The 12947-nt window shown below is 39.9% G+C and carries 12 protein-coding genes and 2 riboswitches; all 12 genes read right to left on the bottom strand.

Annotated elements, in window-relative coordinates:
• The coding region (locus AC1DUW_RS13170) for an RNA-guided endonuclease TnpB family protein (RefSeq protein WP_477642710.1) at positions 1–842 on the bottom strand (842 nt) is incomplete at its 3' end.
• A gap of 196 nt (positions 843–1038) precedes the next feature.
• Positions 1039–1872 (bottom strand): MetQ/NlpA family ABC transporter substrate-binding protein, encoded by an 834-nt coding sequence (locus AC1DUW_RS13165; RefSeq protein ID WP_053348683.1) that lies wholly within the window; start codon positions 1870–1872, stop codon positions 1039–1041.
• Positions 1873–1887: 15 nt separating this feature from the next.
• The gene (locus AC1DUW_RS13160; RefSeq protein WP_053348682.1) at positions 1888–2556 is read right to left on the bottom strand and encodes a methionine ABC transporter permease; all 669 of its coding nucleotides are present in this window, start codon (positions 2554–2556) and stop codon (positions 1888–1890) included.
• Positions 2549–3583, bottom strand: a complete 1035-nt coding sequence (locus AC1DUW_RS13155) for a methionine ABC transporter ATP-binding protein (protein WP_053348681.1) — start codon at positions 3581–3583, stop codon at positions 2549–2551. The genes AC1DUW_RS13160 and AC1DUW_RS13155 overlap by 8 nt, the downstream gene beginning before the upstream one ends.
• A gap of 180 nt (positions 3584–3763) precedes the next feature.
• A riboswitch (SAM riboswitch) is annotated at positions 3764–3877 on the bottom strand.
• A 117-nt stretch (positions 3878–3994) separates the two neighbouring features.
• Positions 3995–5305 (bottom strand): O-acetylhomoserine aminocarboxypropyltransferase/cysteine synthase family protein, encoded by a 1311-nt coding sequence (locus AC1DUW_RS13150; protein WP_477642709.1) that lies wholly within the window; start codon positions 5303–5305, stop codon positions 3995–3997.
• A gap of 103 nt (positions 5306–5408) precedes the next feature.
• Positions 5409–5514: riboswitch (SAM riboswitch) on the bottom strand.
• A gap of 161 nt (positions 5515–5675) precedes the next feature.
• Positions 5676–5984 (bottom strand): thioredoxin family protein, encoded by a 309-nt coding sequence (locus AC1DUW_RS13145; RefSeq protein ID WP_053348875.1) that lies wholly within the window; start codon positions 5982–5984, stop codon positions 5676–5678.
• A gap of 3 nt (positions 5985–5987) precedes the next feature.
• A complete protein-coding gene (locus tag AC1DUW_RS13140; RefSeq protein WP_053348680.1) occupies positions 5988–6353 on the bottom strand; it encodes a toprim domain-containing protein in 366 nt (121 codons plus the stop codon).
• Positions 6354–6443: 90 nt separating this feature from the next.
• A complete protein-coding gene (gene gcvH / locus AC1DUW_RS13135) occupies positions 6444–6824 on the bottom strand; it encodes a glycine cleavage system protein GcvH (protein WP_053348874.1) in 381 nt (126 codons plus the stop codon).
• A gap of 96 nt (positions 6825–6920) precedes the next feature.
• Positions 6921–7277: an arsenate reductase family protein gene (locus tag AC1DUW_RS13130; protein ID WP_053348873.1), complete on the bottom strand. Its 357-nt coding sequence runs from the start codon at positions 7275–7277 to the stop codon at positions 6921–6923.
• A gap of 139 nt (positions 7278–7416) precedes the next feature.
• Positions 7417–9204: an acyl-CoA dehydrogenase family protein gene (locus AC1DUW_RS13125; protein ID WP_053348679.1), complete on the bottom strand. Its 1788-nt coding sequence runs from the start codon at positions 9202–9204 to the stop codon at positions 7417–7419.
• A 72-nt stretch (positions 9205–9276) separates the two neighbouring features.
• A complete protein-coding gene (locus AC1DUW_RS13120) occupies positions 9277–10455 on the bottom strand; it encodes an acetyl-CoA C-acetyltransferase (RefSeq protein WP_477642708.1) in 1179 nt (392 codons plus the stop codon).
• Positions 10456–10534: 79 nt separating this feature from the next.
• Positions 10535–12919 (bottom strand): 3-hydroxyacyl-CoA dehydrogenase/enoyl-CoA hydratase family protein, encoded by a 2385-nt coding sequence (locus AC1DUW_RS13115; protein ID WP_477642707.1) that lies wholly within the window; start codon positions 12917–12919, stop codon positions 10535–10537.
• Positions 12920–12947: the final 28 nt, after the last annotated feature.

Below are 12947 nucleotides of genomic sequence, written 5' to 3'. Positions count from 1 at the left end.
ACTTTATGTAAGTAATCCATTCGGGCATTTGAAATTTTTTCGTGTAGGATAGCCACTTTTCGTTTTTGTTTTTGATAGTTTTTGGCTTCAGCCAATGGTTTATTTTGATTCAAGGCTATTTCTTGTCGCCTTGAAAGAATCCGTTGTGCTTTGGCCAATTTCTTTTCGACCGTCCGGAAGAATTTTGGGTTTTGATAGACCGTACCTTCTGAAAGAATAGCAAAGTTCTTCAAACCAACATCTACACCGCACGAACGACTCGTTTTAGGAAGTACTTGTACATTGGTTTCGGCTAAAACGGAAATGAAATATTTACCCGAAGGGTTCCGCCTGATTGTGGCATTGATGATTCGCCCTTCGACTTCGCGGCTTTTAGCAAAACGAACTAGACCGAGTTTCGGCAATTTGATTTTGCTTCCAACAATTCCAATATTTCCATTCGTATGTTTAGTCGTATAGGACTGGATAKGATTCTTTTTCGATTTGAAGCGTGGTGACTTGTTTTGCTTTTTATAATATCGACTATAGGAATCTGCTAAATTTTCCACCGATTTCTGTAAGGCAATACTGTCTACTTCTTTCAGGAAAGAATACTCTTTCTTTAAAGCYGGAAGTTCTTTGATTGTTGCGTATTTATTCAGAAAAGGACCTTTCCATTCATTAGAGGGTAATTGGCCGTTCTGCTTCATTTCTTCACAGATATACCAGTAGGCATCTTTYTTAATTTGTTTGCCTAAAAAGAAGTTATAGACAAAACGGGAGCAGCCGATCGTTTTATTGATTAGAACTAGTTGTTCTTTAGTTGGATAGATTCGAAATTTATAAGCTTTGTTTACGACCATTGGTTTCACCTCCCCTTATAGTTATTATTACCCAGAGAACATACGTTTGTCAAAGGGTACTTTGGCTTATACCAACCGCCATTCATCTCCCCCTTACCGTTGGGCTCTCGCCCTTCTCACGCTTGAAGAGGGAGTCTTCTGGCGGGAAATGATAAAAAAACGACCTGAAGATTTCCAGGTCGTTCTTTATCATAAATTATTTAGTTGGTACGACTGCACCTTTGTATTCCTTTAGAATAAAATCTTGAATTTCTTTAGAATGTAATACTTCTACTAGCGTTTTGATTTCTTCTTTATTTTCATCACCTTTGTTAACAGCAATAACGTTTACATATGGTGATTCAGAGTCTTCAATAGCAATTGAATCTTTAAGCGGATTCAATCCAGCGTCAATCGCATAGTTAGAGTTGATTAGAACGGCATCCCCTTCGCCACTCTCATAAATTTTCGGAAGTAAAGATGCTTCATAATTCGCATCAAATTTAAGTTTTTTCTTATTTTCAACAATGTCTTTTGTTGTAGCTGTCGTTTTATCGATGCCTTCTTTTAATGTAATCAGGCCATTTTTTTCTAATAGAGATAACGCACGTCCGTGGTCAGCAACAGAGCTACTCATAATAATTGTTGCGCCTTCCGGAAGTTTATCAATGCTTTTATATTTTTGTGAATATAGAGCAATCGGCTCGATATGAATTCCACCAGCATTAACGAAGTCATATCCATTTTCTTTAATTTGCCCCTCTAAATATGGAATATGTTGAAAGTAGTTAGCATCCAATTCTTTATCGTTTAAAGCCTTATTCGGTAAAACATAATCTTGGAACGGTTTAATTTCCAACTCAATTCCTTTTTCTTCAAGAAGAGGTTTAGCTTTTTCAAGAATCTCAGCATGCGGAACATTGGATGCACCTACAACTAATTTTTTCGTTTCCTTTTCTGTATCGCTGCCGCTGTTGTCCTTATCGGTTCCACAAGCAGCAAGAGCAATCGATAAAACAAGTACTAATGCAAATCCTAAAAACTTTTTCATCCTATTCATCTCCCTTTATCTTTTGTCTAATTTAGATGTAATCACATCTCCAATAATTTGAATAATGAAGACGATAATTAGTATAACAATCGTCGCTACAAGTGTAACGTCATTGTGATTCCTTTGATAGCCGTCTAGATAGGCCAGATTACCAAGCCCGCCTGCACCGATAACCCCTGCCATTGCGGTATATCCAACCAATGCAATCGATGTTACCGTAATCCCTGAAATTAATGCTGGCATCGATTCTGGAAGAAGTACCTTCCAAATGATCGTGCTCGTTTTCGCTCCCATTGATTTAGCCGCTTCAATTACACCTTTATCGATTTCACGGAGGCCGATTTCAACCATACGTGCATAAAATGGTGCCGCCCCGATAATAAGGGCTGGTAATGCTGCATTCTCACCGATCATAGAACCGACAAGCAATTTTGTGAAAGGTATGAGTAACACAATTAAAATAAGGAATGGAATAGAACGGAAAATATTAACGATAGCACTCATGATCGAGTTAATTACCCGATTTTCCCACATATTACCTTTCCCTGTTAAAAACAGGACTAACCCTAATAGTATGCCTATAAAAAAGGTTGCTAGTACTGAGATACTAGTCATATAAAGTGTTTCTTTTGTTGCTTCAATAATGTCTTCCCAATATACATTCGGTAATAATTCTTCAAGCATGAGTCATCACCTCCACGCCTACATGCTGTGCTTTAATGAATTCGATTGCGCGGAGCATTTCATCCTCATTGCCATCAAGGTGGATAAATAACGTTCCATATGAACCACTTCTAGTTTGAGATATTTTTCCTTGAACGATATTGACATCCAACTCAAAGTTACGTACCAGCTTAGTAATTAACGGACTCTCTGCATGATCTCCTACGAACGTCAATTGAATTACTTTTCCTGCCGGATAGCGTTCCAGCAAGTGTTCCATTGTTTCTTTTGTTTCTTCAGGCTCTGTTACCTGTTGAACGAAACGCTTCGTCATTTGTTCTTTCGGATTCTTGAAGACTTCCAGGACAGGTCCTTGTTCAACTACTTGACCATTTTCCATTACTGCCACGCGGTGACAAATTTTACGGATGACGTGCATTTCATGTGTAATCAAAACAATCGTTAGACCAAGACGCTTATTGATGTCGACAAGCAATTCAAGTATTGAATCGGTTGTCTGCGGGTCTAAAGCAGACGTCGCTTCATCGCACAGTAGCACTTTAGGATTGTTAGCCAGAGCCCTAGCAATACCGACCCTTTGTTTTTGCCCTCCGCTTAATTGCGAAGGATATGCCTTTTCTCTTCCTTCAAGCCCAACTAACTTAATTAATTCATTCACACGCTTGATACGTTCGTTTTTCGAAACCCCTGCAATTTCTAGAGGAAACGATATATTCTCCTGAACGGTTCTAGACCATAATAAATTAAAATGTTGAAAGATCATGCTGATTTCTTGTCGAGCTTTACGTAGTTTAGCACCTTTGATTTTGGAAATTTCTTTATCAGCCACCACAACGGATCCTTCTGTTGGTGTTTCCAATCCATTAAGCATCCTGATCAAAGTACTTTTCCCTGCTCCGCTGTAGCCAATAATACCGAAAATCTCGCCTTTATTTATTTCAACATTAACATTATTTACAGCCTTAATCGTGTCGCTGCTTCCTTTTCCTGTTCGGAATAGCTTACTAACTTTTGTCAATGTAATCATTAATACTCACCTCTTTTATCCAATAAAACCTATGAACTTAGTTGATTTATCTTCATTATCAGCCTGTAAATATGATTTAAAACCGTTTTTCAATATTGCTATACATGTAAAGGTTTTCCCAAACTAAATAGAAAAAACCTTTCTGCATGAGCAGAAAGGCAGGTGAAAAAGCAGGCCTTTCTCTCATCTTCCAAAGCGATTAAACTTTGTGTGAATTGGCACCTTTCCAAGGAAATTTTCCTTGTCGGTTGCCGGGTTTCATCGGGCACATCCCTCCACCTCTCTTGATAAGAGCTAATATATAGAATATTTGTACATCATTAAGTTCTTTAGTATGGAGAAATTTTATCATAGATAAAAAAGGAGCGCAATGTATAATATTTCTAGGAAAGAATGAACAGGTCTTTTTTATTAAACAGTTTTAGAAGTTAAGGAGACAATATTCGTCGCTTTTTCAATTGCCTGCTCTAAATCTTCTATTAAATCCTCTACGTTTTCAATACCAATCGATATGCGCACTTGATCAGCACTTACACCCGCTTTTGCTAAACCTACATCATTTAATTGTTGATGGGTCGTACTAGCAGGGTGGATAATTAAACTTTTAGCATCCCCTACGTTGGCTACATGCGACCATAATTCTACCGAATTGATAAGTTTTGCTCCAGCATCGCGTCCACCTTGAATTCCAAAAGTCACAACAGCTCCTGCTCCCTTAGGCAAATATTTATCCGCCAGCGCTTTATCAGGGTGACTTCCATTACTAGGGTGCGAAACCCAGTTCACAGCAGGATGATTTTCCAAATATTGAATAACAGACTTAGTATTTGAAAGATGCTCTTTCATTCTCACATGCAACGTTTCTAGCCCCAGCGTAAACTGGAACGCGCTTTGAGCACTTAACGTCGGCCCTAAATCACGAAGTAATTGCACACGCGCTTTTGTGATAAAGGCAGCAGGACCGACTGCTTCAGAGTATACAATCCCATCGTAGCTTGGATCCGGTTCCGTAAAGCCAGGGTAGTTTGGTGAGTTCCAGTCAAATTTGCCCCCATCCACGATGATGCCTCCTAAGGTGGTTCCATTTCCCAAGAGCCATTTTGTAGCAGAGTGGATGACAATGTCCGCTCCAAAATCAATTGGCCGGCAAAGGTACGGGGTAGCAAAGGTATTATCGATAATGAGTGGTATACCCGCATTGTGAGCGATGTCCGCTACAGCTTCAATATCAAGAATCCTTAGACTTGGATTTCCAATTGTTTCCGCAAATATAGCCTTCGTTCTAGGAGTGATGGCTTTTTTGAAATTTTCAGGGTCATCAGGAGAGACGAACTTCACTTTTATCCCATATTTAGGAAGAGTATTTTCAAAAAGATTATACGTACCGCCATATAATGTAGAGGCGGACACTATTTCATCTCCTGCACCAGCAATATTTAGGATTGACAGTGTAATGGCAGCCATCCCACTTGCTGTTGCCAGTCCGCCGATACCACCTTCCAACAAGGCCATTCTTTCTTCGAAAACACTGACCGTAGGATTATGAAGTCGTGTATAAATATAGCCATTTTCCTTTAAGCCAAATAAATTTGCTGCATGGTCAGTATCTTTGAACAAGTATGCATTGCTCTGATAAATAGGCACTGCACGTGCACCCGTTTCATCTACTTGCAGACCCCCGTGAACACTCAATGTTTCGAAACGCAACTTTTTCTCTGCCATAAGATTTCTCCCCTTTTTCTATGGATTTAGTTGGAATTAAGAATCAGGCCTTCCTCTTTTAACAAGCAAAAAAACCACTTCATAAGAAGAGGCTTATATACTCTCCTCATCTTCCAGAGCTAATACTCTGTTGGAATTAGCACCGTATATAAATTTATACCGGTTGCCGGGCTTCGTCGGGCCAGTCCCTCCGCCACTCTTGATAAGAACTATTAAATTTAGCAGTTACTTTCTTAATTCAAAATATAGCACTTTAGAATTATCCAGTCAATCAATTATTTGAATATTCTTATTTCAATTCCCCATCAACTATATCGTTTATTCACTACTTTTCTACAGCTAAAAAGCCAACCCATATTGGATTGGCTTTTTAGCTTATTTCCTTAAGCACTCCGTACAAATAAGGAACAGACTGAAAGGCATATATTTTTTTCCGCAGCTGCCCTTCTTTAAATAGTAATAAACAAGGTACACTCTCAATTTCATATGATTCGGCGATTGTTTGGACATAGTTCATATTCATCTTTCCTGCCTTCAAGTCTGGAAAAAGCTCCAATGATATCGAGAGCATCCTAGAAGCCACCTGACAGGTCCCACACAAAGGTGTATATAAATATAAGCAAAAGGTTTCCCCTTCTTCAACAGCAAGCCTACAATCTTCTTCTTTCATTTCTTGCATCAATTAGTCGTTCACCCTTTGACTTAAAAATTTCATTTTCACATTCATATTGGCAGATAGGAGCACTGTAGCGATATGATGTTCGGGGGCACTTTCCACTTCTTTGTACATTTTATTGATATACAAGTGGCTTGCTTCCGGCATTTCCCTTCGGAATTGCTTCCGTAGCTTTTCTCCTGAATCATCTGCGTCAAAAAGGAGATAAACATCACGGTCCATCATTTCATCTACTAACTCATCCAGCTTAGTTAATGAAATGGTCCCATTTGTACATCTTATTTCCACATCTTCATTCAAAACGGAGGCAACTTTTCTTCTATCGGAACTGCCTTCTACAATGATAACTTTATCAAATTCGCCCCACTCCATGTCATCACTCCATCTCACGAATTGTGTGCACCCTGCCTTTTTATAAACTGAAAAAGAGAGCAGGCCTATTTAGACCCTCTCTCCCTCATTTTAACCGTTTATCAGGCTATCATATTCTTCAGCGCTCATCAGGTTTTCAACGTCACTGATATTTGATGGTTCAATCACGATCATCCATGCTTTTTCAAAAGGAGATTCATTTACGAATTCAGGATTGTCATTCAACTCTTCATTTACTTCAACAACTTTACCACTGATAGGAGCATACAGCTCAGATACAGTTTTAACAGATTCAACACTGCCAAATGGCTCGTCCGCTTTCAGTTCAGCGCCAATCTCTGGAAGCTCAACAAAAACGATGTCCCCAAGTTCGGACTGAGCAAATGCTGTAATTCCGATGCGTACTGTTCCATCTTCTGTTTTGACCCATTCATGTTCCTTTGTGTAACGAAGTTCTTTTGGTGTTGTCATCATTAATTCCCTCCATAGTACATCTTATTTTATCTATTACATTATAAGGTAGATTTATTTTAAAAGTAAGGAATTAACCAAATATTTCGTATAATTTTAGTTCCAAGTCTGTTCGAATTGCTCTTCTTTGAAACCAACTGTCACTTTTGTGCCGTCCGTAACAATCGGCCTTTTAAGAAGCATACCATCAGTAGACAATATATCTAGCATTTCTGCTTCAGAAGCATCTTTCAGCTTGTCCTTTAAACCCAGCTCCCGGTATTTTTGCCCGCTAGTATTAAAAAACTTCTTCAGCTCTAATCCGCTGGTATTATATAGTTGTTCGATTTCTGTTCGAGATGGCGGATTTTCTACTATATGAATCGCTTCATATTGCAGTTCATGACTATCCAGCCACTTCTTCGCATTACGGCATGTGCCGCATTTTGGGTACCAATATAATGTTAAGCCCATTGTTTCACCACCTATCAATAGAATACCCGTTTTTTCTGTGCAATACAACGAATTCTCCTTGTCTTTCCATCGTGAAAATTTCACAAGTAATAAAGGGAATACCCGATTACGGGAATTCCCTTTAAAGGTTGAACTTTGATTATAGTGCGTATTTTTCAGTTTCGATTACCTTAATAGAAGCTTCTCGTTTTTTCGCAATGACATTGATTGGGTTGTGTCTAGTCAACTTGCGAAGAGAAGAAAGCATAATGCGAAGAGTATCGCCTGTTTCAACGGCAATTAACGTTTCTTTTGCATGCTGTTCTATTTCATTGAACGCTTCTTGAACGAAAATTTCAGTGTACAGTACTTTTTGTTTATTCTTTTCTAAGCCTGTAGTCGCAATTGCTTTTTCTGTACGTAAAACCACAGATTCAGCAGCGTATGCAAGGGATGCGATATCAGCAATGTTAGATAAGATTTCTTGTTCTTGATCAAGTTTCTTGCCGTATTTCTGTGCTGCAAGACCTGCTGCCAAAATACCGATTTTCTTAGCATTTCTAACCAGCATTTTTTCTTGTGCCAATGGCTCATCGCTAGGCTCTTCAGGCATCATCATCATTAATTCCTCTTGCAGTCCTTGCGCTTTTTGTAGAAGAGGAAGTTCTCCTTTAAGTGCTTTTTTCAGGAATGTTCCCGGAACAAGCAAACGGTTGATTTCATTTGTGCCTTCGAAAATCCGGTTAATACGAGAGTCACGGTACGCTTTTTCAATTTCATATTCCTGCATGAAACCATAACCACCATGAAGCTGTACGCCTTCATCTGTTACGTAATCCAATACTTCAGAAGCGAAGAATTTATTCAAAGAACACTCAATTGCATATTCAGCGATCGCTGCTGCCATTGATTTTCCATCTTTCACTTGCTCATCAGTCAGCTTGCTTTGTCTTTGATCATAAAGACCGACGGTACGGTATACAGAGCTTTCTGCTGCATAAATTTTAGAAGCCATCGTTGCAAGCTTTTCTTTCGTCAAGTTAAAGTCAGAAATTTTCGTTTTGAACTGCTGACGTTGATTTGTATAAGCAGCAGTAATTTCAAGAGCGCGTTTAGAACCGCCGACTGCGCCAACACCCAATTTATATCGGCCAATATTCAAGATATTAAAAGCAATAACATGCCCTTTTCCAGCTACGCCAAGAAGGTTTTCAACTGGAACATGTACGTCTTCCAGGATTAAAGTACGTGTAGATGAGCTTTTTATACCCATTTTCTTTTCTTCAGCGCCCGTAGATACACCTTGATATTCACGCTCTACAATAAAGGCAGAGAATTGTTCGCCGTCGATTTTAGCATATACACAGAACACATCCGCAAAACCTGCATTGGTAATCCATTGTTTTTCACCGTTTAAAACGTAGTGAGTACCTTCTGCATTTAATTTTGCTGTCGTTTTTGCACCCAATGCATCAGATCCTGAGCTAGGTTCAGTTAAAGCATAAGCAGCAATTTTTTCGCCCGTTGCTAGTAATGGAAGGTATTTTTTCTTTTGTTCTTCATTTCCAAATAATACGATTGGCAAAGATCCAATCCCTACGTGTGCACCGTGAGTGATTCCGAACCCACCTGCAAGTGCCATTTTTTCTGTAATTATTGCTGAGCTAATTTTATCAAGACCAAGCCCGTTGTATTCTTCAGGAACGTCAGCACCAAGTAAACCGATATCCCCTGCATGCTTCAGTAATTTTACAGAACGGTCGAATTCATGATTCTCTAAATGCTCAACTTGCGGAAGAACTTCATTCACTACGAAATCTTCAGAAGTTTTGGCAATCATTTTATGCTCATCAGAATAATCTTCTGGTGTAAACACTTGATTATACGTAATATCTTCTACTAAAAAGGCGCCGCCTTTTATGAGGTTATCTGTTGTTTGATTGGACATGTTATTTCCTCCTAAATGATTAATTATCTTAAGCCCGCCGGAATTGTTGATAAACTTTCGAACGAGATGGAATTACGCTAATAATTCAAATACTCCAGCAGCACCCATTCCGCCACCGATACACATTGTAACGACTCCGAATTGTTGGTTTCTGCGCTTCATTTCATGAAGTAGGCTTAATGTTAATTTAGTACCGGAACATCCTAGTGGATGGCCTAGGGCAATAGCTCCACCATTGACATTGACAATCTCTTCATTCAAACCCAGCTCACGAATGATTTGAATGGATTGAGAAGCAAAGGCTTCATTCAATTCAAATAAACCAATATCAGAAAGCTCAAGACCTGCTAGTTTCAAAGCTTTTGGAATCGCAGCGATCGGACCAATCCCCATAATTTCCGGTGGTACCCCTGCTACGGCAAAGGAACGGAACTTACCAAGTGGCTTCAGCCCTATTGAAGAAGCTTTTTCTCCATCCATGACCATAACCGCAGCAGCTCCATCACTCGTTTGTGATGAATTTCCTGCTGTAACGGATCCTGTCACAGAGAATGCTGGTCTTAATTTCTTAAGCACTTCAAATGTTGTGCCTTCACGAACGCCTTCATCTTGTGCAAACTGGAATGACTTTTCCTGTAATTTAAGATCCGGACCTACTGAGCGAATGGTTACATCAACCGGAACAATTTCATCTGAAAACTTTCCATCAGCAATGGCTTTTGCAGCCCTTTGATGACTGCGCACAGCAAATGCATCCTGTTCTTCACGCGAAATACCGTATTTTTTTGCAACGGCTTCAGCTGTGTGACCCATTCCCATATAGTATTCTGGAGCTGTTTCCGCAAGTTGTGCGTTCGGACGGGTTACATGTCCCATCATTGGCAAAAGACTCATGGACTCTGCTCCACCTGCAATGACCGTATCACTTTGGCCGAGCATGATTCTTTCCGCTCCATAAGCAATACTTTGTAACCCGCTTGAACAGTAACGATTAATTGTTATAGCTGGTACTGTGTAAGACAATCCTGCTAACGCACCAATATTTCTCGCCATATTCAGCCCTTGCTCCGCCTCAGGCATTGCGCAACCGATAATTAAATCATCAATTGAACCTTCATAATTTCCAGCACGCTTTAACGTTTCTTTTACAACAAGAGCCCCTAAATCATCTGGTCGAACTTTAGCAAGAGAACCTTTTTTTGCTCTTCCTACCGGAGTCCTTGCTCCAGCTACTATTACTGCTTCTTTCATGAGGATCCCCCTTACTTCATTTTTAAGCTATCAATCTATTAACCTTCATTTGCAATCTGACCGTATTTTTACTTATCCATTAGTTTCGAAGTGGTTTCCCTTTAACAAGCATATGCTGCATTCTTTGCTGAGATTTCGGAGTAGAAATTAATTTTAGGAAAGCTTGTTTCTCTAGGTTCAAGATATACTGCTCATCTACTTCTGTACCGTATGGAAGTTTTCCTCCGGCCAGGACATATGCAAGCTCTTTAGCTATGACAAGGTCATGATCAGATAGGAAGCCGGAAAGGCGCATGGATTCTGCCCCTAAAAGAAGTGTGGCATAACCTGTTTCACCGACCACAGGAATTTTTGTACGAACTGGAGCTGTATACCCTTGGTTATACATGGAGATGACTGCCTGCTTCGCATCATATAATTGATGATCTGCGTTCACACTTATTCCATCAGAAGAATTAAGGAAGTTATTCCCGCGTGCTTCTTCAGCAGAAGTTGAAACTTTTGCCATCGCGACTGTTTCAAATACTTGATTAGCCACTTTCTGCAAATCAAAGGCGACGCCCTTTGGCATATTCTTCAGCGTTTTTACATAAAGTTCTTTTGTTCCGCCACCGCCTGGAATCAATCCAACACCAGCTTCTACAAGACCCATATATGTTTCTGTCGTTGCTTGGATACGTGCAGCAGGAAGAGATACTTCCGCACCGCCGCCAAGTGTCATATTAAATGGCGCTACAACAACAGGTACAGCACTGTACTTAATCTTAAGCATTGCCTTTTGGAATTGGCTGATAACCATATCCAATTCCAACATATTGTCATCTTGTGCTTCCATCAACATCATGGCAATATTAGCACCTACACAGAAGTTTTTGCCTTGGTTTCCGATCACCAGACCTTTAAAATTAGCTTCTGCTTCATCGACTGCGGCATTGATCATTTGCATGATATCAAGACCTATTGCATTATTTGGTGAAGTGAATTCAAGAAGAGCCACTCCATCACCAATATCAATCAGACTTGCACCGCTGTTTTTCTTGATTACACCTTTTTGCTTCTTGATTGCTTTAAGGTTAATCACCTTAGGGTTTTCAAGAAGCGCTTTATATTCTCCATTATCATAGTAGAAAACTATGCCATTTTCTTCTTTATAAAAAGAAGTGATACCTTTTGCCAGCATATCCTTCACCCATTGAGGAACAGTAACTCCTTCTTGTTCTAAACGTGCTACTGATTTTTCAACACCAATCGCATCCCACGTTTCGAAAGGTCCCATAGACCAGCCGAAGCCCCATTTCATTGCTTGATCGATTGCCACAATATCATCGGCAATATTCCCAAGCAGTTGTGCAGAATACACAAGAGCTGGATTTAACACATTCCAAAGTAATTCACCAGCACGGTCATCGCTATAAACAAGCGCTTTCATTTTGTTGGCTAGACCCTTGGCCTGTTTAGCCAATTCAATAGAAGGAGTTTTTAATTTTTTAAGGGCTTCATATTCAAGAGTTTCAGGATTCAGCTCAAAAATCTCCTTACCCTTTTTCACAAAAAATCCTTGTCCGGACTTGCTTCCAAGCCATCCGTTTTCAAGCATCCTATTCATGAAACCCGGTATTTGGAAAACTGCTTTTTCTTCCCCTTCCACTTGGTCATATACATTTTTAGCAACATGTGCAAAAGTATCCAATCCAACTACATCAAGCGTCCGGAATGTCGCGCTTGTCGCTCTTCCGATTAATGGACCAGTTACCGAGTCCACTTCACCAACGCTATATCCGCCTTTTTGCATTTCACGAAGGGTTACTAGCAAACCATAAGTACCGATGCGGTTTGCAATAAAGTTTGGTGTATCCTTTGCTTCGACAACACCTTTACCCAGTACATCTTCGCCGAATTGTTTCATGTACTCGAGCACTTCTGGAGATGTTTCTTTAGTGGGAATGATTTCTAACAATTTAAGATAGCGCGGCGGATTGAAAAAGTGTGTTCCCAAGAAGTGCTTTTGGAAATCCTCTGAGCGGCCCTCTGCCATAGCTTCAATTGAAATTCCAGATGTATTGGAAGAAATGATGCTTCCAGGTTTACGATGTTGATCAACCTGAGCAAATACACTTTGCTTCACTTCAAGTCTCTCAACGACTACTTCAATGACCCAATCGACGTCTTTTAAACGACTTATATCATCTTCCAGGTTCCCGGCTTCAATCAACGCAAGATTTCCTTTAGCTGAAAGCGGAGCTGGCTTTTGCTTTAAAAGTTTAGTAATCGCAGTTTGGCTGATGCGGTTACGTACTTGTTTATTTTCTAATGTAAGTCCTTTTTTCTTTTCATCCTCTGTAAGTTCACGAGGTACAATGTCCAATAATAAAGTCGGAATGCCGATGTTAGCAAGGTGTGCAGCAATCCCTGATCCCATAACTCCTGACCCTAGAACAGCAGCCTTTCGTATTTGTCGAACCAAGTTTATATCCCCCTTACACAATGTATTG

Source organism: Peribacillus sp. P4_C12 (genome assembly GCF_056402095.1).
The sequence above is the reverse complement of the archived record's forward strand: the minus strand, read 5'-3'. Positions and strand labels throughout refer to the sequence as shown.

Excerpts from the sequence above, each read along its gene's own strand:
- AC1DUW_RS13165 (WP_053348683.1), bottom strand. The coding sequence starts at position 1,872 with ATGAAAAAGTTTTTAGGATTTGCATTAGTACTTGTTTTATCGATTGCT.
- AC1DUW_RS13160 (WP_053348682.1), bottom strand. The coding sequence starts at position 2,556 with ATGCTTGAAGAATTATTACCGAATGTATATTGGGAAGACATTATTGAA.
- AC1DUW_RS13155 (WP_053348681.1), bottom strand. The coding sequence starts at position 3,583 with ATGATTACATTGACAAAAGTTAGTAAGCTATTCCGAACAGGAAAAGGA.
- AC1DUW_RS13150 (WP_477642709.1), bottom strand. The coding sequence starts at position 5,305 with ATGGCAGAGAAAAAGTTGCGTTTCGAAACATTGAGTGTTCACGGGGGT.
- AC1DUW_RS13145 (WP_053348875.1), bottom strand. The coding sequence starts at position 5,984 with ATGCAAGAAATGAAAGAAGAAGATTGTAGGCTTGCTGTTGAAGAAGGG.
- AC1DUW_RS13140 (WP_053348680.1), bottom strand. The coding sequence starts at position 6,353 with ATGGAGTGGGGCGAATTTGATAAAGTTATCATTGTAGAAGGCAGTTCC.
- gcvH (WP_053348874.1), bottom strand. The coding sequence starts at position 6,824 with ATGACAACACCAAAAGAACTTCGTTACACAAAGGAACATGAATGGGTC.
- AC1DUW_RS13130 (WP_053348873.1), bottom strand. The coding sequence starts at position 7,277 with ATGGGCTTAACATTATATTGGTACCCAAAATGCGGCACATGCCGTAAT.
- AC1DUW_RS13125 (WP_053348679.1), bottom strand. The coding sequence starts at position 9,204 with ATGTCCAATCAAACAACAGATAACCTCATAAAAGGCGGCGCCTTTTTA.
- AC1DUW_RS13120 (WP_477642708.1), bottom strand. The coding sequence starts at position 10,455 with ATGAAAGAAGCAGTAATAGTAGCTGGAGCAAGGACTCCGGTAGGAAGA.